The 25,013-nt window shown below is 64.0% G+C and carries 24 protein-coding genes; 9 read left to right on the top strand and 15 right to left on the bottom strand.

Translation table 11 applies throughout. The features are described 5' to 3' along the window. Positions 1 to 127: 127 nt before the first annotated feature. From AC4HIX_RS02480 to AC4HIX_RS02495, 4 genes are all read right to left on the bottom strand, one after another. Positions 128 to 712 carry a LolA family protein gene (locus AC4HIX_RS02480; protein ID WP_475048276.1) on the bottom strand — a complete coding sequence of 195 codons (585 nt, stop codon included), beginning with the start codon at positions 710 to 712 and terminating at the stop codon, positions 128 to 130. Between the two features lie 79 nt (positions 713 to 791). Beyond that, positions 792 to 3,833, bottom strand: coding sequence for a DNA translocase FtsK (locus AC4HIX_RS02485; protein WP_490397754.1), 3,042 nt, complete (start codon positions 3,831 to 3,833; stop codon positions 792 to 794). Positions 3,834 to 3,948: 115 nt separating this feature from the next. Continuing rightward, positions 3,949 to 5,127, bottom strand: coding sequence for an aminotransferase class I/II-fold pyridoxal phosphate-dependent enzyme (locus tag AC4HIX_RS02490; RefSeq protein WP_490397755.1), 1,179 nt, complete (start codon positions 5,125 to 5,127; stop codon positions 3,949 to 3,951). Positions 5,128 to 5,236: 109 nt separating this feature from the next. Then, positions 5,237 to 6,568, bottom strand: coding sequence for an amidase (locus AC4HIX_RS02495; protein WP_490397756.1), 1,332 nt, complete (start codon positions 6,566 to 6,568; stop codon positions 5,237 to 5,239). Positions 6,569 to 6,679: 111 nt separating this feature from the next. On the opposite strand from AC4HIX_RS02495, the gene AC4HIX_RS02500 reads away from it, so the two are divergent. Continuing rightward, positions 6,680 to 7,906, top strand: a complete 1,227-nt coding sequence (locus AC4HIX_RS02500) for an FAD-dependent monooxygenase (RefSeq protein WP_490397757.1) — start codon at positions 6,680 to 6,682, stop codon at positions 7,904 to 7,906. Between the two features lie 331 nt (positions 7,907 to 8,237). On the opposite strand, the gene AC4HIX_RS02505 is transcribed toward AC4HIX_RS02500, so the two are convergent. The 5 genes from AC4HIX_RS02505 to AC4HIX_RS02525 all read right to left on the bottom strand — a co-directional run bounded on the left by AC4HIX_RS02505 (position 8,238) and on the right by AC4HIX_RS02525 (position 12,062). Next, the gene (locus tag AC4HIX_RS02505; RefSeq protein WP_421052712.1) at positions 8,238 to 8,426 is read right to left on the bottom strand and encodes a Trm112 family protein; all 189 of its coding nucleotides are present in this window, start codon (positions 8,424 to 8,426) and stop codon (positions 8,238 to 8,240) included. Next, the gene (locus AC4HIX_RS02510) at positions 8,423 to 9,067 is read right to left on the bottom strand and encodes an LON peptidase substrate-binding domain-containing protein (protein WP_475048288.1); all 645 of its coding nucleotides are present in this window, start codon (positions 9,065 to 9,067) and stop codon (positions 8,423 to 8,425) included. Before AC4HIX_RS02510 ends, AC4HIX_RS02505 begins: the two co-directional genes overlap by 4 nt. 27 nt (positions 9,068 to 9,094) lie before the next feature. Further along, complete coding sequence (locus AC4HIX_RS02515) at positions 9,095 to 10,021, bottom strand: tetratricopeptide repeat protein (protein WP_490397758.1); 927 nt, start codon at positions 10,019 to 10,021, stop codon at positions 9,095 to 9,097. A gap of 330 nt (positions 10,022 to 10,351) precedes the next feature. Then, complete coding sequence (locus AC4HIX_RS02520; RefSeq protein WP_490397759.1) at positions 10,352 to 11,140, bottom strand: exodeoxyribonuclease III; 789 nt, start codon at positions 11,138 to 11,140, stop codon at positions 10,352 to 10,354. Positions 11,141 to 11,375: 235 nt separating this feature from the next. Then, positions 11,376 to 12,062: a response regulator transcription factor gene (locus AC4HIX_RS02525; RefSeq protein ID WP_027236048.1), complete on the bottom strand. Its 687-nt coding sequence runs from the start codon at positions 12,060 to 12,062 to the stop codon at positions 11,376 to 11,378. Positions 12,063 to 12,235: 173 nt separating this feature from the next. Between AC4HIX_RS02525 and ribA the strand changes: the two genes are divergently transcribed. Beyond that, the gene (gene ribA / locus AC4HIX_RS02530; RefSeq protein WP_490397760.1) at positions 12,236 to 13,324 is read left to right on the top strand and encodes a GTP cyclohydrolase II; all 1,089 of its coding nucleotides are present in this window, start codon (positions 12,236 to 12,238) and stop codon (positions 13,322 to 13,324) included. Further along, positions 13,324 to 13,833 carry a L,D-transpeptidase family protein gene (locus AC4HIX_RS02535; protein WP_490397761.1) on the top strand — a complete coding sequence of 170 codons (510 nt, stop codon included), beginning with the start codon at positions 13,324 to 13,326 and terminating at the stop codon, positions 13,831 to 13,833. Before ribA ends, AC4HIX_RS02535 begins: the two co-directional genes overlap by 1 nt. 57 nt (positions 13,834 to 13,890) lie before the next feature. Here the strand turns inward: AC4HIX_RS02535 and AC4HIX_RS02540 are convergent, their stop codons facing one another. Both AC4HIX_RS02540 and AC4HIX_RS02545 read right to left on the bottom strand, forming a co-directional pair. Next, positions 13,891 to 14,541: a YggS family pyridoxal phosphate-dependent enzyme gene (locus tag AC4HIX_RS02540; RefSeq protein WP_490397762.1), complete on the bottom strand. Its 651-nt coding sequence runs from the start codon at positions 14,539 to 14,541 to the stop codon at positions 13,891 to 13,893. Between the two features lie 123 nt (positions 14,542 to 14,664). Beyond that, positions 14,665 to 15,669, bottom strand: coding sequence for a porin (locus AC4HIX_RS02545; protein ID WP_475048299.1), 1,005 nt, complete (start codon positions 15,667 to 15,669; stop codon positions 14,665 to 14,667). Positions 15,670 to 15,980: 311 nt separating this feature from the next. Here AC4HIX_RS02545 and AC4HIX_RS02550 point away from each other — a divergent pair, with 311 nt between their 5' ends. From AC4HIX_RS02550 to AC4HIX_RS02570, 5 genes are all read left to right on the top strand, one after another. After that, positions 15,981 to 16,466, top strand: coding sequence for a DUF3576 domain-containing protein (locus tag AC4HIX_RS02550; protein WP_475048302.1), 486 nt, complete (start codon positions 15,981 to 15,983; stop codon positions 16,464 to 16,466). 88 nt (positions 16,467 to 16,554) lie between these two features. Continuing rightward, positions 16,555 to 19,119 carry a leucine--tRNA ligase gene (gene leuS, locus AC4HIX_RS02555; protein ID WP_490397763.1) on the top strand — a complete coding sequence of 855 codons (2,565 nt, stop codon included), beginning with the start codon at positions 16,555 to 16,557 and terminating at the stop codon, positions 19,117 to 19,119. Further along, complete coding sequence (gene lptE, locus AC4HIX_RS02560) at positions 19,106 to 19,621, top strand: LPS assembly lipoprotein LptE (RefSeq protein ID WP_490397764.1); 516 nt, start codon at positions 19,106 to 19,108, stop codon at positions 19,619 to 19,621. The genes leuS and lptE overlap by 14 nt, the downstream gene beginning before the upstream one ends. Then, on the top strand, positions 19,618 to 20,646 hold the full coding sequence (holA, locus tag AC4HIX_RS02565; protein WP_490397765.1) for a DNA polymerase III subunit delta: 1,029 nt from the start codon (positions 19,618 to 19,620) through the stop codon (positions 20,644 to 20,646). Before lptE ends, holA begins: the two co-directional genes overlap by 4 nt. A gap of 76 nt (positions 20,647 to 20,722) precedes the next feature. Next, positions 20,723 to 21,313, top strand: coding sequence for a glutathione S-transferase family protein (locus AC4HIX_RS02570; RefSeq protein WP_490397766.1), 591 nt, complete (start codon positions 20,723 to 20,725; stop codon positions 21,311 to 21,313). Here AC4HIX_RS02570 and AC4HIX_RS02575 read toward each other — a convergent pair. Further along, complete coding sequence (locus AC4HIX_RS02575) at positions 21,283 to 22,485, bottom strand: TIGR03862 family flavoprotein (protein WP_490397767.1); 1,203 nt, start codon at positions 22,483 to 22,485, stop codon at positions 21,283 to 21,285. The two genes, AC4HIX_RS02570 and AC4HIX_RS02575, sit on opposite strands and share 31 nt — an antisense overlap. Positions 22,486 to 22,553: 68 nt before the next feature. Here AC4HIX_RS02575 and AC4HIX_RS02580 point away from each other — a divergent pair, with 68 nt between their 5' ends. Continuing rightward, a complete protein-coding gene (locus AC4HIX_RS02580; protein WP_490397768.1) occupies positions 22,554 to 22,847 on the top strand; it encodes an HNH endonuclease in 294 nt (97 codons plus the stop codon). Here AC4HIX_RS02580 and AC4HIX_RS02585 read toward each other — a convergent pair. Genes AC4HIX_RS02585 through AC4HIX_RS02595 form a run of 3 tightly spaced genes read right to left on the bottom strand, consistent with a single transcriptional unit; the run spans position 22,844 to position 24,884 of the window. Further along, the gene (locus AC4HIX_RS02585; RefSeq protein WP_490397769.1) at positions 22,844 to 23,530 is read right to left on the bottom strand and encodes a VOC family protein; all 687 of its coding nucleotides are present in this window, start codon (positions 23,528 to 23,530) and stop codon (positions 22,844 to 22,846) included. The genes AC4HIX_RS02580 and AC4HIX_RS02585 overlap by 4 nt on opposite strands. Beyond that, entirely contained in the window at positions 23,527 to 24,138 is a 612-nt protein-coding gene (locus AC4HIX_RS02590) for an enoyl-CoA hydratase/isomerase family protein (protein WP_490397770.1), read from the bottom strand. Before AC4HIX_RS02590 ends, AC4HIX_RS02585 begins: the two co-directional genes overlap by 4 nt. Continuing rightward, on the bottom strand, positions 24,135 to 24,884 hold the full coding sequence (locus AC4HIX_RS02595) for an SDR family oxidoreductase (RefSeq protein ID WP_490397771.1): 750 nt from the start codon (positions 24,882 to 24,884) through the stop codon (positions 24,135 to 24,137). The genes AC4HIX_RS02590 and AC4HIX_RS02595 overlap by 4 nt, the downstream gene beginning before the upstream one ends. Positions 24,885 to 25,013: the final 129 nt, after the last annotated feature.

Below are 25,013 nucleotides of genomic sequence, written 5' to 3' on the forward strand. Positions count from 1 at the left end.
GGCCGCGGCAAACGCGGGGCCGCGCGCGGGGCCCCCGCCGGGCGCCGGGCCCAAGGCCGCAAGGCGGTTCCGGCAGAGCCGGATCAGCCGCGGGCGCGGGAGCCGCTGTTGCGCTGAAGGTCCGGCCTTAGCGGGATCTGCCGCTGGTGGTGAAGAGGCTGGAAGACAGCTTCTGGCCGGTTTTCATTGCACCCAGGATAACCGTCGTCTTGCCGCCTGAGCTGTCATGGATCACCCATTTGCGCAGCTCCACCGGATCGCCGGTGAACATCATCTCAATGCTGCCGTAGTCCGGATGCTCCGGGTCTTGCGCCCGCACGATGGTTGAGGTGCCGTCAAAGCTGTGCCCGACCACCATATTGGCGCGGCCCAGATCCACACGGCGGTCGAGGATAATCGACAGCGGTGTCCGTTTCAGCGGATAGGTCTCAGGCGGCTGGTTCGACTTAGGGTCGTGGATCACCACCGCCCCGCCGCCGGCCACCACGGTCCCGCCGCCCTTGCCGTCATACTCAAACCGCATCCGCCCCGGCCGGTGCATGTACAGCTTGCCGGTCGACAGGCTGCCGTCGTCATTGATCTGGGTGAAGGGCGAGGATGCCGTGGAGATCCCGTTCAGGTAACGGGAAATTTCGTTGAGGCTCAGTTTCTCTGCTGCCCAGGACGCAGGCGCAGCGAGGGTCAGCGCAATGGCAAGTGCAATACGTTTCATGAGACCAACATAGGTGCGCCATTGCGGATGTGAAGATGCCGGATCCGCGAGGATCCGGCATCGGCAGTTTTTTGTCAGCTTACTGTTCGGGCACCAGAATTTCTCGTTTGCCCACGTGGTTCGCGGCAGAGACGACGCCCTCTTCCTCCATCTGCTCCACCAGCCGTGCCGCCTTGTTGTACCCGATCGCCAGCTTGCGCTGGATATAGGAGGTCGAGCACTTGCGGTCCTTGATCACGATGGCGACCGCCTGATCATAAAGCGCATCCTCGCCATTTGTGTTGCCACCAGTGTTCAGCCCCAGAACCGCGTCGATATTGTCGGCCTTGTCCTCGTCCGGGCCATCCAGCACGCTGCCGACGTAATCCGGCGGACCGAATTGCTTGAGATGGTTGACCACCTCCTCGACTTCTTCATCGGAACAGAACGGGCCGTGGCAGCGGGTGATCTTGGCGCCTCCTGCCATGTACAGCATGTCGCCCATGCCCAGGAGCTGCTCTGCGCCCATTTCGCCCAGGATGGTGCGGCTGTCGACCTTGGAGGTCACCTGGAAGGAAATCCGGGTCGGGAAGTTTGCCTTGATGGTGCCGGTGATCACGTCGACCGAGGGGCGCTGGGTCGCCATGATCAGGTGAATGCCGGAGGCCCGGGCCATCTGCGCCAGGCGCTGGATACAGGCCTCGATCTCCTTGCCCGCCACCATCATCAGGTCGGCCATCTCGTCGACGATGACGACAATGTAGGGCAGCGCCTTGGGTTCGAACTCTTCAGTCTCGAACACCGGTTCGCCTGTTTCGTCATCAAACCCGGTCTGCACCGTGCGCGAGAACATTTCTCCCTTGGCCAGCGCTTCCTTCACGCGGCCGTTGTAACCCGCAATGTTGCGCACGCCCATCTTGGACATCTTGCGGTAGCGGTCTTCCATCTCGCCCACCACCCATTTCAGGGCAACAACCGCCTTTTTCGGGTCGGTTACAACAGGCGAGAGCAGATGCGGGATGCCGTCATAAACAGACAGTTCCAGCATCTTGGGGTCAATCATGATCAGGCGGCATTCATCCGGTGTCAGCTTGTAGAGCAGCGACAGGATCATGGTGTTGATCGCCACCGACTTGCCGGAGCCGGTGGTGCCCGCGATCAGCAGGTGGGGCATCTTGGCGAGGTTTGCGACCATGGCGTCGCCGCCGATATCCTTGCCCAGCGCCAGCGGCAGCGCGTGGTTGCCGTCGCCGAAGTCGCGGGACGACAGGATTTCACGCAGCACCACTTTCTCGCGGTTCTCGTTCGGCAGTTCGATACCGATCACCGTGCGGCCGGGTACGGTCGAGACCCGCGCCGACAGCGCCGACATGGAACGCGCGATGTCATCCGCGAGGCCGATCACACGGGATGCCTTGAGACCCGGAGCAGGCTCCAGCTCATACATGGTCACCACGGGGCCAGGACGGACCGAGACGATTTCACCCTTGACGCCATAGTCGTCGAGCACGGTTTCCAGCATCCGGGCGTTTTCTTCCAGCGCCTCGTCGCTGAGGTGGTGCCGCTCGATGCTGGTCGGGTTGGTTAGCAGGTTGAGCGGCGGCAGCTCGAAATCGCTGCCGCTGTCATCGAAGGCCAGATTCGGCTGGGCTTCAGCCTTGGCACGGGCCGAAGGCTGCACAGCCTTGCGCACCGGCTGTTCGACAACAGCCTTGCGCGGCTCCGCCACCGGCAGGTCAACCGTCAGGCGCGGCCCTGCGGCCTTGGGTTTTTCCGGAGCCGGTGCCGGGGCCGTAACCGCCGCAGCATAGTCGGGAAGCGCTTCGGAAGGTACATGATCCGGGGTCAGAAACTCAGTCTCAGCGGCAAAGTCCACATCATTCGAGTCTTGGTGCAGGTCTGTAACCGGTACTTCGCGGATCTCGGCCTCGTCTTCCGGCTCCTGCCAGGCAAGCGGCGGTTCTTCCGGCAGCGGCGGCACCGGAGTCATTGCTGCAGTCAGCGGCGGCTCTGGCGGCAGACCGCCCTGGGTCGCGGCCGGGTTGAAGATCAGCGGCGCCGGGCGCTGCCCGCGGCCCTTGGTCAGGGGCAGATTCGGGTCCTGCTCCGGCGGCACTTCGGCCGCGCGGCGGATGCGGACAGCATTGGCGATTTTCTGGGAAATCCGGTCCTCGCCGGCTTCTCCATCCGCCAAAGCGCCTGTGTCATCCTCCTCCTGTATCTCTGCCGCATAGGCGTTTTCCGCCGCAGGCGCGGGCGCGGCGCGGCGGATCAGCGACGGTACGCGGGACAGCAGACCCGCCTTGGTGGGGGCTTCCGGCTCTGCCGGGGCGGTTTCTGCCATGTAGGCGCCATAGGTGTCTTCGGGGAAGTCCTCGAACATCTCGGGGTCTTGCTCTGCGCTGCCGTAGGCGGCCTCATCTTCAGCAAAATGCGCCCGTTCGGCCCGTTCCTTGCGGTAGGTCATCGCGGCCTGCAGCCCGCTGGAGGCACCGCGGCCCAGCAGGGCGGCAACCGCGCCATATCCGAGGATCAGCCCGACCGTAACCTTGTGCAGACCTTTCCTAACCTCTGGCCAAGTAAAGCCCAGCACGGCGCAGCCCAGCGCCAGCATGCCTGCCGCGCTCAGCAGCGACATGATCTTGACCATGAAGTGCAGACTGACCGGCAGCAGCGCCAGCAGAGCGCCCAGGAAGGTGTAACCCACCATGCCGCCAAGGCCGAAGTCATAGTTCTGCTGCCAGGCAGCGCTGGCATTGAGGGTTTCCATGTGCAGCGCGACCACCAGCAGCCACGGCACCGAGAGCAGCAGCGGCCAGACCACGCGGTCCTCGCCCCGGTGCAGCACAAACCGAAGGCCCCAGGCCGAGGCGAACAGCGGCAGCGCCCAGCTGGCCTTGCCGAACAGTGTGATCAGGATGAAAGAAACCGACGCCCCTGGCCGGCCCAGCCAGTTCTGCACCGGCGCGTCAGTCGAAACGGTCCAGTTCGGGTCCTCGGGCGTATACGAGCCGAGCATGGCCGCAAACATCAGCCCCATCAGGATCAGGGCAATCCCGATCAGCTCCTTGCCGCGCTTTTCAATGGCCGCCTGCATGTTGCTGTCGAGCAGCGGGTCGCGGCTGCGGGTTTGAAATGCCATGCCTACCTCAGTTCCGTTTCTTTTGCCCGCGCCCTGCTGTTCACCGCGGGGTCACAAGCCTTTCCGTTTTTGGTCTTGGCTGTACGGCCCCCAGCCAGGGGCCGCTCAGCAGAATTCAGTAAAGGCAGCCGCGCAGCGTGCTCAGCGCCTTGCGGGTGTCCTCGGCGGGGGCGACAAGCGCCACCCTGATGTAGCGCTCGCCCGGGTTCTGCCCAGGCGCGCCCTGCGCCAGATATGCGCCGGGCAGCACCCGCACGCCGGTTTCCGTCCACAGCTTCAGCGCAGCCTGCTCGCCGTTGTCCACCGGAAGCCATAGGAAGAAGCCCGCTTCGGGCGCCATGTATCCGTTGAGGCCGTCAAATACCTCATCCGCAATCTTGTACTTTTCCTGATAAAGCGCACGGTTCTCCGCCACATGCGCCTCATCTGCCCAGACCTTGGCCGCAGCCGCTTGCAAGGGACCCGGCAGCGGAGCCCCGGAATAGGCGCGAAGCTGCTTCACCCGCTTGATGGTCTCAGGCCCGCCTGCAATCAGCCCGGAGCGCAGGCCCGGAAGGTTCGACCGTTTCGACAGCGAGTTGAACAGCACCACCCGTTCGGGGTCGGCGCCCAGTTCCTGTGCGACGGTCAGCGCACCCACTGGGGCCTCATCACGGTAGATCTCGGAATAGCATTCATCCGCGAAGATGCGGAAATCGTATTTCTCGGCCAGCTGGATCAGCCGGGTCCAGTAATCGCGCGACGCCACGGCGCCCTGCGGGTTGGCGGGCGAGCAGATATAGGCCACGGCGGTGCGGTTCAGCACATCTTCGGGCAGGTTTTCGTAATCCGGCAAATGGCCGGTGGCTGCGCTCGCTGGCACGAAAACAGGCTCTGCGCCGACGGAGATCGTCGCCACCATATAGACTTGGTAAAACGGGTTCGGGATCAGCACGACGGGTGTCTGCCCGTTCTTCTGCTCCGGGCACAACGCCATCGCGGCATTATACAGCCCCTCGCGGGTGCCATTCAGCGCCATGATCTGCGTCTCGGGGTCCGCGGTCACACCATAGCGGCGGCTGATCCAGTCCGAGATGGCACCTCGCAGTTCCGGTGTGCCGTCATTGTTCGGATACTGGTTAAACCCGGTGGCATTTTCGGCAATGACATCGGTGACCCAGGCCGGAAACGCATGTTTCGGTTCGCCAATAGTCATATGCACCACATCCCCGCCGGGGGTGTGATGGTCCAACAGCGCCCTCAGGCGCGGAAACGCATAGGCTGGCAGGTTCGAAAACCGCTCAGGAAAATCCATGTCTTGTGCCTCGGTCACGGGATCATTGGCGCCCCGTTTGCGCCTCAGGTTACAGATGGCGGGCGGGTGCGTCCACCCGGTGAGTGGCCCGCTGGGCCGAATGTGGCTTTCAGGCCAAGGCGGTCTCGATCGCGGCCCCGGTGCGCAGAAGCGCCTCCTCGCAATCCGGCTGCCCCAGGACTTGCAGCCCGCAGCTGGGCGTGCCGGTGGGCAGCGACAGCGCGCAAAGGCCCATGAGGTTGCCGACCCGTGTGTTGCGCAAGGCCAGCAGATTGGACTGCACGTAATAGTCATGGTCGCTTTGCAGCCGTTCCAGGTTCGGCGGCAGGTTCGGCGAGGCCGGGCTGAGCACTGCATCAAAACCTGCCACAGCCTGATCCCAGGCCATCCGGCACTGTTCCAGCTTGGCCCAGGCCGCCACGTAATCCGGGCCGCTGAACTGCGCACCGGTGCGGAAGCGCTCGAGGATCTCCGGATACATCAGCTGCGGCGATGCCTCGATCACGTCCTTCCACAGACCGTAGGCTTCGGTGGTGTAGAGAATCGGGCTAAGGCCCATGGCCTCCTCCAGCTCCGGCACCTCCAGCGGCACGATCTGCGCGCCCGCCTCTTTCAGCTTCTCCAGCGTTTCCCGGTAGGCCGACGCAATCCTCGGGTCCAGATCATCCTGCACGACATTCTGCAGATCGGCAAACCGGCGCCCTTTGAGACTGGCGGGATGGCGCAAATCCGGACCTGCGGAGCCCTCCAGCACCCCCAGCAGCAGCCCCGCATCCTCCACCGAGCGGGCCAGCGGGCCAATGGTGTCGAATTTCAGGCACAGCGGCACGACGCCCTCAAGGGTGATCCGGCCCGAGGTAGTCTTGAGCCCCACCAGGTCGTTCCAGGCAGAGGGGATACGCACGGAACCGCCCGTGTCAGAGCCGATTCCAGCCGCCGCCAGGCCATAAGCCACGGATGCAGCGGCGCCGGAGGAAGAGCCGCCCGGCGCTGCGCCCTGGTCATTCACGCAGGGCGGCGTTTCCTTGACCGGGTTGAAGCCAAGGCCGGAAAAGGCCAGCTCGCTCATGTGGGTCTTGCCCAGGCAGACCGTGCCCATCAGGGTTGCATTGCGCAACACAGCCGCATCCTGATCCGGCACCCGCCCTTTCAGCAGGTCAGAGCCGGATTCGGTAGCGGTGCCTGCGCTGTCGAACAGGTCCTTCCAGCTGACCGGCACCCCGTCCAGCAGTGACCTGCGCAGGCCCAGCCCGGCACGCAGCTCAGCCGCTTCCGCCTCAGCCAGCGCACGGTCGTGAGTGACTTGCGTATAGATCCGGTCCTTGAGGGGATGCGCATCAATGGCATCCAGATAGCAGCGGGTCAGCGCCACCGGGCTGATGTCACCCGCTGCAATCCCGCGTCCCAGATCGGCGGCCGTCATCGTCAGCCAGTGTTGCATAGGCACGTCTCCCCTTAAGCAGTTGCGGGTGACGGTAGCGGCAGCAGGACGCAGGCACAATCCCGCGCTTCCTGCATGGACAATCCCGCCAGCAGGCGCATATTGCGGGGCATGAAAAATGCGTCCGATATCCTGATCGTGGGCGGCGGGCTGAACGGTCCCGCCCTGGCCCTGGCCTTGGCACAGACCGGCCATAGCGTCACCGTCGTCGACTCGCTGACCCCAGACAAGCTTGCCGATGAGGGGTTCGATGGCCGCGGCTATGCGCTGGCGCTCGCCTCGCAGCGGCTGCTGCTGCAGACCGGCGTCTGGCAGCATGTCGGGGACAACGCGCAGCCGATGCTGGAGATCAAGGTGACCGACGGCCACGCGGGCCAAGGCCCCTCGCCGTTTTTCATCCACTTTGACCATGCCGAGCTGGAAGAAGGCCCGATGGGCTATATGGTCGAGGACCGCTTCCTGCGCCGCGCCTTTCTGCAGGCGATGGAGGATGCGCCGGGTATCACCCTGGTATCGGGCCGCACCGTGACCGCTCAGTCCCCGGACCAGACCGGCGTGACCGTCACGCTGGACAACGGCGGAGAGCTGCGCGGCCAGGTCCTGGTCGGCTCAGACGGACGCCGCAGCGGCACCGCCCAGCGGGCCGGCATCAAGCGTACCGGCTGGGACTACGGCCAGACCGCGCTGGTCTGCGCCATTGATCACGAGAAGCCGCATCACGGCATCGCGCATCAGTTCTTCATGCCCCCGGGACCGCTGGCAATCCTCCCGCTGCCGGGCAACCGGTCCTCCATCGTGTGGAGCGAGCGGACGGAAACCGCCAAGGCCATCCACGCGCTGGATGACGCGGATTACATCCAGGCACTGCGGCCGCGGTTCGGTGATTTCCTGGGCGAGATTTCCCTGGCCGGCAAGCGCTTCACCTACCCGCTGAACCTGACCATCGCCAACAGCTTTATCGGCGACCGCATGGCCCTGGTTGGTGATGCCGCCCATGGGATGCACCCCATCGCCGGCCAAGGCCTGAACGCCGGCCTGCGCGATGTCGGAGCACTTGCCGAGGTGATTACCGGAGCCTCCCGGCGGGGAGAGGATATTGGCTCGCCGCTGGTGATGGAGCGCTACCAGCAATGGCGCCGCTTTGACACCGCCTCGCTGGTTGCAGCAACGGATGTGTTCAACCGGCTGTTCTCCAACGACAACCCGCTGCTGCGGCTGGGCCGCGACATCGGCATGGGCGTGGCCGGCGCGGTCCCCGGGCTGCGCCGCAATTTCGTGCGCGAGGCGGCCGGGCTGACCGGCGACCTGCCCCGGCTGCTGAAAGGCCAAGCGATTTAGGCGGCGTCCCGCACGGGGCAACGCTGGGAGGGCTCCCGCCTGCTCCGGAACATCCCGGGGGATATCCCTGCACAGTTGGGCGAGGCACCGCGCTGGCGCGCGGTGCTGCGGCGCGGGCATCTGGCCGCGCTCTGACTGTGGGCTGAACATCCTTGCAAGGGTGCGCTGCAGCCCATGATTTCCCGCGATGCTGAGACAAGCAGAGGAACCGCGCCGCGCCTCAGCGCGGCGCCCGGCCCAAGCCTGGCAAGGGGCACCGGTGCAGCCGACGTGCCTGAAGGCGCGGGAGAGCGCCGAAGCTGCATGGAAGAAACGCGGGGTTGAACCTGGCTTAATCCAGCTCGCGCGCCTCATCCACCAGCATCACTGGAATACCGTTGCGGATCGGAAAGGCGAGATTGGCCGCGCGCGAGACCAGTTCCTGCGCCTGGGCATCATATTCCAGCACCGTCTGGGTTAGCGGACAGACCAGCGCTTCCAGCATCCGCCGGTCAAAGGCAGGCGCCTGTGGTTCGGTCATTGCAGGGTTTCCTCCTGAGAGCCGCCGCGCAGGGCGAATTCGATCAAAGTGACGAGCGTCTCCCGCCTTGTCGCAAGGCAGGGCGCCTCGAGCAAGGCCTGTTTGTCTTCAGGGTCGAACTCCAGCAGCATCGCCAGGGAATTGATCAGCAGCTCATCCTCAGCCTCTTTCAGCGCCTCCCAGTCGGTCGACAGGCTGCGCGCGGTAAAGAACCGTTCGAGCAAATTCATGAAAGAGGGGCGGTCCAGCGTCTCATCCGCCTCGGACCGGCCCAGGTCGCGCTCGAATCCTGTCCAGCTGACGTCGCATCGCCGGTAGGGGGCAAACCCGCTGGACTCGCGCGTGACGCGGAACCGTGAAACACCTGACAGCGTGACCAGATACCGCCCGTCTTCAGTTTCCGAGAACTGAGTGACCCGCCCGGCGCAGCCGATCGAATGCAAATCTTCGCCCTGCCCGTTGGGGCCTGGGCAAGGCTGCACCATACCGATCAGCCGCTGCCGCGTTTTCAGCGTGTCTTCCAGCATTTGCAGGTACCGCGGCTCGAAGATGTGCAGCGGCAGACGCGAGCGGGGCAGCAAAAGCGCCCCGGGCAAGGGAAACACGGCAATCGTGTCCGGCAGATCGGCAGGCTGGATCATAGGACAGAGTGTAGTGCTGCCCCGATCTTAGGCAAATATCATCGAGCTCAGCTTGCGCCGGCCGTTCAGAACCACCGGATCGTTGGGCTTGAGCGCATCGAAGATGGTAAAGAGCTGGGTCTTGGCGGCGCCGTCGTTCCACTCCCGGTCGCGACGGAACAGCTCCAGCAGTTCATCGACGGCAGCCTCGGTCTCGCCGGATGCATGCAGGGCCTGGGCCAGATCGAAACGGGCCTGGTGATCGCCGGGGTTTGCATCCACCGCGGCCCGCAGCTCTGCCACCGGGCCGGCGTTTTCGGCCTGGCGGGCAAGCTCGATCTGCGCGAAGGCCGCTTCGATTTCCGCTGCTTCGGCGATCTCCGCGGGTGCTCCGTTCAGCACCGCCTCGGCCTGATCCAATTCACCCAGTGCAATATGGGCCCGCGCCAGCCCGCCATAAGCGGCGGCATTCTTGTCATCCTCACCCAGGATGGCGGCAAAGGTCTGAGCCGCATCCGCAACCGCACCTTCGGCCAGCATCTGTTCCGCAGCTTCCAACGCTTCGCCAAGCCCGCCGTCGGCGGTGCCGCCCGCGGCCTCGATCACCTTCTTCAGGAAGGCGTCGATTTCCGATGCGGGCAAAGCGCCCTGAAACATGTCGACAGGGCGGCCCTGCACAAAGGCGACTACGGTCGGGATGGATTGCAGCGGCAGCCCCTGCTGCGCAAGCGCCTGCGCCAGGCGCTGGTTCTCATCCACGTTGATCTTGGCCATGGTGACAGCACCCTTGGCCTTGGTGACGGCGGCCTCCAGCATCGGGCCCAGGGTTTTGCAGGGGCCGCACCAAGGGGCCCAGAAATCCACGATCACCGGACCCTGCATCGACGCGTCGACAACGTCCTGCATGAAGGTGGCTTCGGTCACGTCCTTGATCAGATCACCCGCCGGTGCGTTGCTGCCAATAATATCGCTCATCAGTTTGTTCTCCGCTTGGAACTTCCCCCCTATATGGAATCCTGTGCGCCGGAAACCAAGAGAGGAGTTGGCCGTGGCACAGCCCAGGTATGGCCTCCTTGGCATCGCGCAGTTGATGCGCAAGAATGAGACCGCCTTGGACCGGCACGCCGATCCTTGCGACGTTTACAGCCGCATGGCGGTGCTTTCTTTGATGACTCTGGCTGTGTGGTCCCGGCTGCGCCAGCCGCTGGCGGCGTGTCGGCACTGCGCGGCAGCGCAGTGCCATGCCCAGCTGAGGAGGGTCATCCGGCGGATGGTCCGGATCAGGCGGGAGAACCCCGCCCGCGGTCACAAATCGAAGGTTGCAAAGACCGGCGCGTGGTCGCTGGGTTTTTCCCAGCCGCGGGCGTCACGCAGGATCCGGCTGGAATGGCCTGCCCCGGCTATATCCGGTGTTGCCCAGACATGATCCAGCCGCCGCCCCTTGTCCGCCGCATCCCAGTCGCGCGCGCGGTAAGACCACCAGCTATAGAGCTTGCCCTCGGGAATATCGCGGCGGGTGATGTCGACCCATCCGCCCGCCTCCTGAGTATCGGCCAGATGCTCGACCTCTACCGGCGTATGGCTCACCACCTTCAGCAGCTTCTTGTGATCCCAGACGTCCTCCTCCCGCGGGGCGATGTTCAGATCGCCGACGAGAATGGACTTGTGCGGCTTCTCCGCATGGAACCAGTCGCGCATGCCCGTCAGGTAATCCAGTTTCTGGCCGAACTTCTCATTCACGTCCCGGTCCGGCACGTCGCCGCCCGCCGGCACATAGAAGTTGTGGATCACCACCCCGTTCTCCAGCCGCCCGGCCACATGGCGGGCATGGCCAAGGGCAGCAAAGTCCTGATCGCCGGCATCCTCGATCGGCAGCCGCGACAGGATCGCAACGCCGTTGTACCCCTTTTGCCCGCGTGCAATCATGTGAGGGTAGCCGAGCGCCGCGAACCCCTCCATCGGGATCTTCTCCACCGGGCTTTTGCACTCCTGCAGGCACAGCACATCCGGCCCTTCCTCTTGCAAGAGCTTTTGCACAATCGGCTCGCGCAGGCGGACCGAGTTGATGTTCCAGGTAGCAAGGGTAAATGGCATCGCGCGCCTCATCGTGAATTCCGGGTTCGGCCGCGATACTGCCCGCCCCGGCCGGGAAGGGCCAGAGATGAATCGCGCGAATATCCCGTGCGGCAAGACGCCCAAAAAAGAGGCCGGGCAAGTGGCCCGGCCAAGTCCAACAGGGAGGTGCATACCGTAACCCGGATATGCGCGGGATCGAATACAGTCTAAAGATGAACTCTAGTGTCTTCTTTGATCTGGCTCAACGCCGTGCTCATGCGACCAGCCGGTATCCGCCTGATTCCGTCACCAGCAGGCGCGCATTCGACGGGTCGGGCTCGATTTTCTGCCGCAACCGGTAGATGTGGGTCTCCAGCGTATGGGTGGTGACACCTGCATTGTAACCCCAGACCTCATGCAGCAGCACGTCGCGCGGCACCACCCCATCGCTGGAACGGTAGAGGAACTTGAGGATATTTGTCTCTTTCTCCGTCAAGCGGATCTTGCGGTCGTCTTCGGTGATCAGCAGTTTCATCGCGGGCTTGAACGTGTAGGGCCCCAGCGCAAAGACCGCATCCTCGGACTGCTCATGCTGGCGCAGCTGGGCACGGATCCGGGCCAAAAGCACCGGGAATTTGAAAGGCTTGGAAACATAGTCATTGGCGCCGGCATCCAGCCCCAGGATAGTGTCGGCGTCGCTGTCATGGCCGGTCAGCATCAGGATCGGCGCCTTCACCCCCTGCTTGCGCATCAGGCGGCACAGCTCGCGCCCGTCAGTATCCGGCAGGCCGACATCCAGAATGATCAGGTCGTAAAGAGCTTCCTTGGCGCGCTCCATCGCGCTTTGACCGTTCTCCGCCTCAAAGACATCGAAGTCCTCGGTCATCACCAGCTGCTCGCTCAAGGCCTCGCGCAGGTCTTCGTCGTCATCAACCAGCAGAATTTTCTTCAGTTGCGCCATCGGCTCACCCTCCTGTTCTTGGAACCACAAATGCGCATCCCTTGCGCCCGCGGCAAGATTTGCTGCAAAACTCTCACGCCGACGTGTCCATGACATGGAAATTGTTTCACATCCGTTGCATTTGGGCGTAAAGACGGCGAGCCTTTGTTACAGAATAACACCGGATACCCCGCATGAGCCTGATGCCCACCATGATCGAATTGCTGGCCCGCGCCCGGGTCGATCTGCGCATGGGGCTGCCGGTGGTGCTTACCTGCGGCGAGGAGGCCGCGCTGGCGATTGCTGTCGAATCCCTGACCGGCGCACGCCTGGCAGACATGCGGGCACTGGGGGACCTGTCGCTGGCCCTGACAGCGCGTAGGGCGGACACATTGAAAGCGCGGGTTTACGACGAAGATATCGCCCGCGTAACCGTCCCCGAATCCGAAGGGCTGGACTGGATTCAGGCGCTTGCGGATCCGGCCGATGACCTGAACACACCGATGAAGGGGCCGCTGTCGAGCCAGCGCGGCGGCAGCGCTGATCTGCACCGGCTGGCGATTGCGCTGGTAAAATCCGCGCGCCTGCTGCCGGCCGCAGCATTGGTCCCGCTAAGTGGCGCAGCAGCCTTTGCCGCGGACCATGGGCTTACCACGATTTCGCGGACTGCCGCAGCTCCGCTGCTGAGCGAAAGCTCTCCCCTGCACCCGGTCGCCGCGGCCCGCCTGCCGATGGACGCTGCCGAAGCCGGCCGCCTCCACATCTTCCGGCCCGAGGATGGTGCCGAAGAACATTATGCGGTGGAAATCGGCCGCCCCGATCGCTCCAAGCCGGTGCTGGCACGGCTGCATTCCGCCTGCTTCACGGGCGATGTGCTCGGCTCGCTCAAATGCGATTGCGGCCCGCAGCTGCGCGGCGCGCTGGCACAGATGGGGGATGAGGGCGCAGGCGTTTTGCTGTACCTCAACCAAGAGGGCCGTGGCATCGGCCTCGCCAACAAGATGCGGGCCTACTCCCTGCAGGACCAGGGCTTTGATACGGTGGAGGCCAACCACCGCCTCGGCTTTGAGGATGACGAGCGCGATTTCCGCCTGGGCGCCGCCATTTTGCAGAAGATGGGCTTTTCTCAGGTGCGGCTGCTGACCAACAATCCGAACAAGATCGCGATGATGGAAAAAACCGGCGTGCATGTTGCGGAACGAGTGGCCCTGAAAGTCGGTGAAAACGCTCACAACCAGCACTACCTAGCCACCAAGGCCCGCAAGTCCGGGCACATGCTGTAATGTCCCCGGCAGATCTGGTCCTGACCCCGCGCGGCGTGCGTTTCCTGGGCCGTCTGCTGCCCTGCTCCATCGGGAAAGGCGGGCTTACCAGCAAGAAACGCGAAGGCGATGGCGCCACCCCTATCGGCGTTCATCGCATTGCAGGCATGCTCTACCGCCCGGACCGCCTCTCCCGGCCCGTGCCGTGGGCAGAGCCGATCGGCCCGGGCGATCTGTGGTCGGATGATGCAGGCCACAGTGCCTACAATCATCATGTACGGGCGCCTTATGCGTTCAGTCACGAAAAGCTGCGCCGGGCAGATCCGCTTTATGATCTGGTGCTGATCACCGATTGGAACTGGCCGGACGCCGCGCCTGGCAAAGGCTCGGCCATCTTCCTGCACCAATGGCGGGGTCCCGGGTTCCCCACCGAAGGCTGCATCGCCTTTTCCCGCGCCCATCTCCATTGGCTGGCCGCCAGAGTTCAGCCGGGCAACCGGATCTTTGTGCCGCCCTTGAGCCGCGCCTGACGCACCTCAGACTTGCGTCAAATGTCCGGGCGGAAGTTTTCACAAAACTTTTGCGCCTCAATAAGTCCGGGCACCGAAGATGGCAGAACCGACGCGAACGTGAGTGGCGCCCAGCGCAATTGCCGACTCGAAGTCACTGCTCATACCCATCGACAGGCCTTGCAGGCCGTTGCGTTCCGCGATCTTCGCCAGCAGAGCGAAATGCAGACTAGGCTCCTCATCCACCGGAGGAATGCACATCAGCCCTTTGACCGGCAGATCCAGCGCGCGGCACTCGGCAATGAACGCATCCGCTTCCGCCGGCATTACGCCTGCCTTCTGGTCCTCTTCACCGGTGTTCACCTGGATGAACAGATCCGGGCATCTGCCCAGCTCCTGCGCCAGCCGGGCCAGGGTTTTGGCGAGCTTTGGGCGGTCCACCGAGTGAATGCTGTCAAACAGCTCCATCGCCTGGCGCGCCTTGTTGGTTTGCAATGGGCCAATCAGATGAAGGTCGATACCATCGAACCGCTCAGCAAAGTCAGGCCATTTGGCAGCCGCCTCCTGAACCTTATTCTCGCCAAAGCAGCGATGACCTTCCTCAAGCACTGCCTCGACCCGTTCATTCGGCTGCACCTTGGACACCGCAATCAGCTTTACGCTGTCCGGCGCGCGGCCTGCGTTCGCCTCAGCTTTGGCAATCCTGGATTTAATTTCTTCTAGCGGCATGGGTCCGGCCTCGTTTCTGTTTGGCCGCAAAAAACACTGTTTAACCGCCAATGTTAAGAGCCAAAAGAAAAGGGCGGGTCCCGAAGGAACCCGCCCCGAAAGTCACGCTAGGCGTGCTTCGGCTTAGAAGCTGAAGTGCAGACCTGCCTGAACGGAGTTTTCGTTGGTGTTGGCTGCGGTGTTCACGTAGCCAGCAACGAAGGTCACGCCGCCGCCCAGGTCGTACTCGTAGTTGATGCCGAAGGCAGTGCCGTCGAGACGGGTCTGGCCAGCGGTCACGCCGGTGTCGATGTCGGTGGAGTTCACCCATGCAACAACGGTCGAGGCTGCGCCGATTTCAGCTTCACCAGCCAGGGTTACAGCGTCAGCTTCTTCGGTCTGACCATAGGACAGGGTCGCGCCGAACTGGCCGAAGTCTGCGCCAGCAGCGAAGAACATCAGGTCGTCGCCAGCGCTGACAGCTGCGCCGTTTTTGGTCAGCGCGCGGCCGTTGTCTTCGGACTGGTATGCACCGGTCACGAAGTAGTCACCGAAGGAGTAGCTCAGCATGATTGCTGCGCGTTCCAGGCCGTTCGCTTCGCCCAGAACGGTACCGCCGTTCGACTGCGAGTAGGAGATGTGGCCGGAGAAGCCGCCTGCGGAGTACAGAGCTTCGATGCCGTTGCGGCCAGCGCCTGCGGAGGTGAAGGTATCCCAGTCAAAGCCGTTGCCGATGGCCAGGGAGTTGAAGCCCATGCCGTCGATGCCGGTGCCAACCGAGGTGGTGTTCAGGTACAGGCCCGGTGCGGAGTCGATCGCGCCCCAGATGTTGCCAACGTTCACGCGCAGACCGCCGTATGCGACGTGGAACTGCGGTGCGGACCATGCTGCGGTGCCCGGTGCGCCGTCACGGCTGCGAGCCTGAGCGCGGATACGGCCGCCAACGGTCACGCCGCCATCGGTTTCGGTCGACACGTCAAAGGTCAGACGGAAACGGCTGGTGATGTTGGTTTCTGCGGTGCCAGCAACAGCGCTGTTGGCTTCGTTCCAGTCCAGGCCGAAACGGCCGTAGCCGGAGATCTTGACTTCTGCCGCGGCCATGCCTGCGGTGGCGATCAGCGCGGTAGTCGCGAAGAGAACCTTTTTCATAGTTTTTCCCTCGGTTTTCTATTCCTCAGCCCAAACCGGGGAATCCGGCGTGGGTATGCCAAGGGGTTTCGCTCTTTCGCCCCCGTTTTGGCAAGTGTTGGGAAAGTCAGGCGAAACGATGCGGGCCGGGATGGTGCAGCTTTGCCACAGTCTGCCCGCCCGCGGTGCGCTGTGCCGCCGGATCAGCCCCGTGTTGCGGCGGAAACGCCCGGTGGCGCAGTACTATAGCCATACTATAGCAGCCAAAGCCCTTGCTCCGCCGGCTTGGCTTGCGTTAGGTGTTCGCGCAGAAAATGGCTCCGGGAGCGGTTATGGAATACGGAAAGACCCTGCGGGTAACTTTGGTCGGTGCGATCTGTCTCAGCCTCGCGGCTTGCGGCGGCAACAGAGGCGGCGACGCACCTGCCAGCACGGCCCGGACAATCAGCCACAAGGAAGAGATTCAGGGCGCCGCGACAAAGTCCTCGCTCTTTGACTTCCTGAATGCCAAGCCGGATCAGACCGTTCAGGTGAACCGCTACCTTTGGACCGCCAGCCTGGATGTGCTGTCCTTCCTGCCGGTTCAGTCTGTCGATCCGTTCACCGGCGTGATCGTCACCGGATTCGGCACCCCGCCGGGCGGCGGCCGCTCCTACCGGGCGACTATCCACATCAAGGACCCGGCGCTGGATGCGCGCTCGCTGAATGTTGCGCTGCAATCCAAGGGCGGCCCGGTCAGCGCCAGCACCACGCGGGCGGTCGAAGATGCGATTCTTTCCCGCGCGCGGCAGCTACGCATCGCGGACAAGAGACTCTGACCCGCTGCGCACTGGAAACACCAGCCAAACCCCATTATCAGATGCGCCGGGCCACTTGCCCGGCGTTTTCATGCAAAGGACCGCTCTGATGCCGCGTTACATAGCTCCTGAAATCGAAGCACGATGGCAGAAGGCCTGGGACGAGGCCGGAATTTTCCAGGCCAAGCGTACCGGCGACAAGCCCAAGTACTATGTGCTGGAGATGTTCCCCTATCCGTCTGGCAAGCTGCACATGGGCCATGTGCGCAACTACACGATGGGTGACGTGATTGCGCGCTACAAGCTGTCGACCGGCCATAACGTGCTGCACCCGATGGGTTTTGACGCTTTTGGCATGCCGGCTGAAAACGCCGCGATGGCTTCCGGCGGGCATCCCAAGGACTGGACCTACTCGAACATCGACACGATGGTCGAGCAGATGAAGCCGCTGGGCCTGTCGCTGGACTGGTCGCGCATGTTCGCCACTTGCGACCCTGAATATTACGGCCAGCAGCAGGCTCTGTTCCTCGACTTCCTGGAAAAGGGTCTCGTTTACCGCAAGAACGCGGTGGTGAACTGGGACCCTATCGACATGACCGTGCTGGCCAACGAGCAGGTCGAGAACGGCCGCGGCTGGCGCTCTGGCGCACTGGTGGAACGGCGCGAGCTGACCCAGTGGTTCTTCAAAATCTCCGATTTCTCTGAAGAGCTGCTGGCGGCGCTGGACGGCCTGGAAAACTGGCCCGCCAAGGTGCGCCTGATGCAGGAAAACTGGATCGGCAAGTCGCGCGGCCTGCAGTTCTCCTTTGAGCGCACAGACGGCGGTGATCCGATCGAGGTCTACACCACTCGCCCCGATACGCTGATGGGTGCGTCCTTTGTCGGCATCTCGCCAGATCACCCGATTGCCAAGGCGCTGGAGGCCGAATCGGAAGAGGTCGCCGCGTTTGTCGCCGAGTGCCGCAAGGGCGGCACCACCGAGGAAGCCATCGAGACCGCGGAGAAGCTGGGCTATGACACCGGCATCCGCGTTAAGCATCCGCTGAACCCGGAGTGGGAGCTGCCGGTCTGGATCGCCAACTTCATTCTGATGGACTACGGCACCGGCGCAATCTTCGCCTGCCCGGCGCACGACCAGCGCGACCTCGACTTCTGCCGAAAGTATGACTTGCCTGTCACCAACGCCTTCTTTGCGCTGGATGACAACGCACCCGTCGCCAACGAGGCCCTGGTGCCGCCGAAAACCGAAAAGGTCCGCTGGGTCAATCACTTCGCCGGACTGACCGAGGCCACCGGCGAGGACGCGATCAACGCCACTGTCGACTTTGCCGAAAAGGCCGGCTGGGGCCAGGGCGTCACCAAATACCGCCTGCGCGATTGGGGGCTGAGCCGCCAGCGTTACTGGGGCTGCCCGATCCCTGTGGTCCATTGCGAAGACTGCGGCGTGGTGCCGGAGAAAAAAGAGAACCTGCCGATCGCGCTTCCTTATGATGAGGGCGGCAAGCCGATCGACTTCTCGGTGCCGGGCAACCCGCTGGACCGCCACCCGACCTGGCGCGACTGCGCCTGCCCGTCCTGCGGCAAGCCGGCCCAGCGCGAAACCGACACCATGGACACCTTCGTGGATTCGTCCTGGTACTTCGCCCGCTTCACCGCGCCGCGCGCCGAAACCCCGACCGACATGGCCGAGGCCGAATACTGGATGAACGTCGACCAGTACATCGGCGGCATCGAACACGCGATTCTGCACCTGCTCTACTCGCGCTTCTTTGCCCGTGCGATGCACATCTGCGGCCACCTGCCAGAGAAATCGAAGGAGCCGTTTGACGCGCTGTTCACCCAGGGCATGGTGACCCACGCGATCTACAAGACCACCGGTGACAACCACCGCCCGGTCTACCACTACCCCGAGGAAGTGGAGCTGAAAGACGGCAAGGGCTTCCTCAAGGACGGCACCGAGGTGGAGATCATCCCCTCCGCCAAGATGTCGAAGTCCAAGAACAATGTGGTGGACCCGCTGCACATCATCTCGTCTTTCGGCGCCGACACTGCGCGCTGGTTCGTGCTGTCCGATTCACCACCCGAGCGGGATGTGGAATGGACCGCCTCGGGCGCCGAAGCGGCCCATAAACACCTGAACCGGGTCTGGAACCTGTGCGACCGGATCGGGGAGATGGACCGCGAGGCGACGGGCCAAGGCGACGAGGACCTGCTGCGCGAGATGCACAAATGCATCCGCGACGTGACGCTGGGCATCGATTCCTTTGGCTTCAACGCTGCGATCGCGAAGCTTTATGCCTTCACCGGCACGCTGTCCAAATCCAAGGCCAGCTACAAGGTGCAGCGCGAGGCGATCATGACCCTGGCGCAGCTGATGTCGCCGATGACCCCGCACCTGGCGGAGGACATCTGGAACCATCAGGGCGGCGAAGGACTGTGTGCCACTGCCCCTTGGCCGGTTGCGGACGACGCGATGCTGGTCGAAGACACCGTCACCCTGCCGATCCAGATCAACGGCAAGCGCCGCGGCGAAATCGAGGTCGCCAAGGATCTGGACAAGGCAGAGGTTGAAAAACTCGCCCTTGCGCATGAAGCTGTGCAAAAGGCGCTGAATGGCGGCGCTCCGAAGAAAGTGATCGTGGTGCCGGGCCGGATTGTGAATGTCGTTGCTTAACCGCAGAACCGTGCTTCTGGCCCTGCCCTTGCTGGCAGCGGCCTGCGGCTTCACCCCGGTGTACGCCCCTGGCGGCACCGGGACCGCGCTGCATGGGCGGATCGAGGTTCAATCGCCCGAGGAGATCAAGGGCGCCACCGGTACCGACGCCTATTTCCTGGTGCAGAACCTGGAACAGCGGCTGGGCCGCGGCGGCAGTGCGGCCTACAAGCTGGACCTGACGCTCAGCACCCAGGAAGAAGGTCAGGCGATCACCGCCGGCAACGAGATCACCCGCTACTCGGTGATTGGCACCGCCAGCTACTCTTTGACAAGATTGTCAGATGGCAATATCGCCTCCAGCGGCACCGTGCGGAACTTCACCGGCTACTCCGCCACCGGCTCCACCGTGGAAACACTGGCGGGCGAGCGCGACGCGCATGAGCGGCTGATGGTGATTCTCGCGGACCAGATCACCGCACAGATCCTGGCAACTGCGGACCTTTCCGCTCCGGCAGAATGAAGCTCTCCCCGCGCGAAGCTGACGGCTATTTCGCCAAGCCAGATCCGGGCAAGACCGGCATTCTGATCTATGGCGCCGATGCGATGCGCGTATCGCTCAAGCGGCAGCAGGTGCTGGCGGCCCTGCTTGGCCCCGGCGCCGAGGAGGAGATGCGGCTGAGCCGCCTGCCCGGCAGCGACCTGCGCAAGGACCCAGCGCAGCTCTTGGATGCGGTCAAGGCAGTAGGGTTTTTCCCCGGTGTGCGGGCGGTTTTAGTCGAAGGCGCCAACGACACCGCTACGCCCGCCATCACGGCAGCGCTGGAAGAATGGCAGCCGGGCGACGCCCAGATCGTGGTCGCAGCCGGGCAGCTCAAGGCCTCCTCCAAACTGCGCAAGGCATTTGAAGGCCACAGCAATGCCTATGCCGTGGGCATTTACGACGACCCGCCCTCGCGGGCAGAAATCGAACGCATCCTGGGCGAGGCCGGCATCCGCGACGTGCCCGGCGACAGCATGTCGGCGCTGACGGACATCGCCAACGACATCGGCCCCGGCGACTTCTCCCGCATGATCGAGAAGCTGGCACTTTATAAACACGGCGACAGCACCCCGCTGTCGCTGGAAGATATCGGCGCCGTTGCCCCGCAGTCGACCGAAGCCGCGCTGGACGACGTCCTGAACGTGGTGGCCGAGGGGCGCAGCGCCGAAATCGGACCGCTGATCCGCCGCCTGCAGGCGCAAGGCACCAACGCGGTGACGCTGTGCATCGGTGCGACCCGGCATTTCCGCACGCTCTATACCATCGCCGGTGCCCCCGGCGGCCCGGCACAGGGCATCAGCCAGTTGCGTCCGCCGCTGTACGGCAAGCGCCGCGACCGGATGCTGAGGCAGGCGCAGAACTGGGGCGCGAACCGGCTGGAAACCGCGCTGACCATCATCACAGACACCGATCTGGCATTGCGCTCTGCCGGCCAGACAGCCCCGGCACTGGCGCTGATGGAGCGCGCCCTGATCCGGCTGGCCATGTTGGGCCGCGCCCGCTGACGAGACGGCGCGCCATCCTGCTTGATCCGCTTCCGCTGGCGGCCCATGCTGTCAGCAAATGAACAGGAGAGAGATGATGTATTCCGTCACCGGCATCCCGCTGACCCGTACCTTCCGGGTGCTCTGGGCGCTAGAAGAGCTTGGGGAGCCTTATGAGCTCAACCAGCACGGCCCCCGCAGTCCAGAGGTTCAGGCTCTGAATATCTCGGGCAAGGTCCCGGTGCTGCAGGTGGAGGGTGAGGTTATCACCGATTCGACCGCCATCATCACCTATCTGGCTGACAAGCACGGCGCATTGACCGCACCCGCCGGAACTGTGGCGCGCGCCAAGCAAGACGCGGTCACCCATCTGCTGCTGGACGAGATCGACGCCGTTCTGTGGGCTGCGGCCCGCCACAGCTTCATCCTGCCGGAAGAGCAGCGTGTGCCGGAGGTGAAAGGCAGCCTGAAATGGGAATTCGGCCACAATCTGGCGCGTCTCGAGAGCAAAATAGCCGGCCCCTTCCTGATGGGAGAAGAGTTCACCATTGCCGATATCATCTGCACACACTGCCTGAACTGGGCCCGCAGCGCCAAGTTCCCGGTCGAGGGCGAGAAAATTCAGGATTACGGCAAGCGGATGCGCGATCGCCCGGCTTATAAGCGGGTTGCAGAACTCGCCAAATAATCTGCCGCCGCCCGCCCGGCCCAGCGCCCGGTGGCAAGGCAGGCGGTCAGCAGGTAACCGCCCGTCGGCGCTTCCCAATCCAGCATTTCCCCGGCGCAGAAAGTTCCGGGGAACTGTTTCAGCATCAGGTCTGCGTTCAGCGCATTCCGGCAGACCCCGCCCGCGGTGGAGATCGCCTCATCCATCGGGCGCAGGCCTGCGTGCTTTACCGGCAGCGCTTTGACCAGCTGCGCCAGGGCCTGCGCCTCCTGCGGCAGCGGGCGGCCGAATTCCTGCAATACCGCCGTTCGCGCCGGCCCCAGCTTCAGTACCTTGCGCAGATGGTTGGAGAAACTTGCCTTGCCGCGCGGACGCGACAGGCGGCGGGCAATCTCAGGCGCCTCCAACTCCGGCAGCAGGTCCATTTGCAAAACGGCTCCATCCCGTACCGCCGCACAAACGGAATAGACACCGCCGCCCTCAAGCCCGCGTTCCGAAATGACCGCTTCTCCGCGCGTCGCAAGGCTGCCAGCGCGCAGTGCAATGCCTTTGAGCGGCTGGCCGAACTGAGGCGCCATATGTTTGGACCATTCCACCAGCAGCCCCGCATTGGCCGGCTGGAATGGCGAGAGGTCCACACCCCTTTCACGTAAAAACGGCGCCCAGGCCCCGTCGGAACCCAGCCGCGCCCAGCTGGCGCCGCCCAGCGCCAAGACCACGGACGCGGCCTCAATCCGTCGCGGCCCTTCGGGCGTTTCAAAGGCAAGCGCGGTATCTTCCCAGCCGGTCCAGCGCCAGCGGGTGCGGATCTGAACTCCGTACCCCTCCAGCCGCGCCAGCCAGGCGCGCAGCAGCGGCGAGGCCTTCATCACCGTGGGGAACACCCGGCCTGTCGAGCCGGTGAACAACTCACTCCCCAACGCCCGTGCCCAGTCCTGCACCGCCTGTGCATCAAAGGCGCGGATCATCGGGGCCAGACAGTCCGCCGCCCCGCCATACTGCGTGATCAGCTGCTCAAACGGTTCATCCTTGGTCAGGTTCAGGCCGGACTTGCCCGCCATCAAGAACTTGCGCGCCACCGATGGCTTGGCCTCAATCACCAGCACCCGGTGCCCGGCTCGGCCCAGCTCCTCCGCGGCCATCAGCCCGGCAGGCCCGGCACCGATCACCACTGCGTCCCAAGTTTCCGTCATGCCATCCCCTTGCCAGCGCCTGCCGCCAGCGTGTCTATTCACCGCACGAAACCGCAAGAGGCCCGCACATGTCCGATCCGGTCTGCCCGCTTTGCGGCCGTCCCATTCCGGACGGCGTGCCGCAAAGCCTGCACCATCTGATCCCAAAACTGAAAGGAGGCAAGGGCGGGCCGACCGTGCTGCTGCATGACATCTGCCACCGCGAGATCCACGCGACGCTGACCGAGGCGGAACTGGCCCGCGAATACAGCACCCCCGAAGCGCTGAAAACGCACCCGCGGCTGGCCAAGTTCATTGCCTGGGTGCAAAAACGCCCTCCGGAGTTCCGCTCCCGCGTGCCCGGCAAACGGCGCAAGCGCTAGCTGATCTCCAGCCCCAGGAAGGCCGGGCTGTCGCGCAACTCCGCACCGGCAATATGCTGGAATTCCAGTGCCGTGTACGGGCGCCGCCACAACCATTGCCGGTTCGCTACGGCCTGCAGGTCCGGATCCGGCGGGGTTTCGTCCGTATAGGCCAGGAAATGCAGGTCAAAACCGAATTCCGCCACGTCCTGAACCGACAGCAGCGTCATGTCCGCGCGCATGGCCAGCTCTGCCGCGATGTCGCCGGTACGCAGGGTGATCTGCCCCACATGCGCCCCGCCGCCCAGCGGCAGCGCCGGGTCGCCCGCCTCTTCTGGCCGTTTGCCCTGAAAGTCATGCTGCAGCAGTTCGATGGCAAGTCCTTCGGGATCATGCAGATGCGCCATGTAACCAATATCGCGAAACTGATGCGGGGCAGAGACCTCCACGCCCTTCTGCCGCAGCTGCTCGCAAGCGATGTCCAGGTTGGGCAGGCAAATGCCGATCTTCCAATAGCGCTCGTCCCGTGAGTGCTGAACCTGGCGGCCGCCCGGCTGCAGGATCACATCCGCATCCTGCCCTGCATAGCCAGCACGCCAGGTCCCGTTATCGGTCCGTGCTTCCATCCCGAGCACATCCGAATAGAACCGGGCGAGCCGTTCGGGATCTTCCACCTGCAGCTGCACACCGGACAGCCGCTTCACCGGCACATCCTCAGAATCCCGGCGGCGATCTCCGGTTTGGCCTCCAGTGCGTGCGCCAGCAGCTCATGCGCGGTGCCCATCAGCTCCTCCGGCTCTACGATGCGATCCACGAGACCGTAATCATAGGCCTCCTGCGCGGTGATCTTCTGCCCTGCCGCCAGGATCAACTTGGTGCGGGCAGGCCCGATCAGTGCCGCCATGCGGCCAGCGTCCGAGGGCTGCGGCAGGTAGCCGAGCTTCATCACCGGATAGAAGAACTTGGCAGACGGCACCGCAATGCGGATATCGCAGGCCAGCACCATGCCATTGGCGCCGCCTGCCAGGGTTCCGTTCAGGGCAGCCACTTTCAGGCAGGGCACCCCAGCTATCGCATTGGACAGCCGCTCCCACACAGGTGAGGTCGCCAGGCCCGCCCGCGCCTCGTCCAGATCAGCACCGGCGCTGAACACCTTGCCGGTGCCGGTCAGGATCAGCCCGCGCGCCTCCTGCGCACGTTCGGCGATCTCCGCCAGCTCGGTCAGCATCGCCTCTGTCAGCGAATTGGCTTTGTCCGGACGGTTGATCGTGATGGTCCACAGGCCGTTGTCCGCAATATCCAGCCCGATCATACCAGCCCGACCCGCTGTCGGATGGTCTCCTCGCGCAGGGAGACTTCCTCTCCGACATAATCGTCCGCGTCGGCCGTGCACATCCACATCAGCGTCCGCGCGGGCCATTCGGCGGGGATGTGGTCTTCCCACTCCAGTTCGCTCACCGGGTTGATGCCGCTGGCCTTGATCTCCCGCTGCATCTGGGTTGCCACCGTGCCCGGCGACAGGCCCATAGCGCGGATGCCGTTGCCGCGCTCCTCCAGGTCCAGCGCGCTGGTCAGCATCGCCGCCCCCGCCTTGGAGGTGCAATACGCGCTCCAGCCCTCTAGCGGCCGGTGCGCCGCGCCTGAACTGACGGTGATGATAGTGCCGCCGCCCGCTGGCTTCATCAGCGGCAGCGCGGCCCGCATTCCGTTGAACACGCCCTTGACGTTGATGTCGATCAGCTTGCCCCAGTCTTCGGGCGCAGCCTCTTCCAGCCTGGCAATCGGCTCGATCACCCCGGCGTTGTTGATCAGAACATCCAGGCTGCCGAATTTCTGATGCGCCTCGGACAGCGCCGCCTCGACCGCGGCGTAATCAGCCACATCGCAGGCGAAGGTCAGTACCTTCCCGCCGATCTCCGCCGCCAGTTCCTGCAAGGCCTCGCCGCTTCTGGCCAGCAAGGCCAGATTAGCCCCGGCAGCGGCAAACACCCGGGCCGCATCTGCGCCGATACCGCGGCTGGCCCCTGTAATTGCAACTGTTTTTCCATTGAAATCCATTCGCTGTCCCTCCAAGTGGCTGCTGACCCAAGTGGTAAAGCGGTTACGGGGAACGGTCCAGCCCATGGCCCCCTTGACGGCACTGCCCGCCGGGCCGACGATGATTTCAATTATCTCACAGAGAAAGGT

This window comes from Leisingera sp., assembly GCF_982940295.1.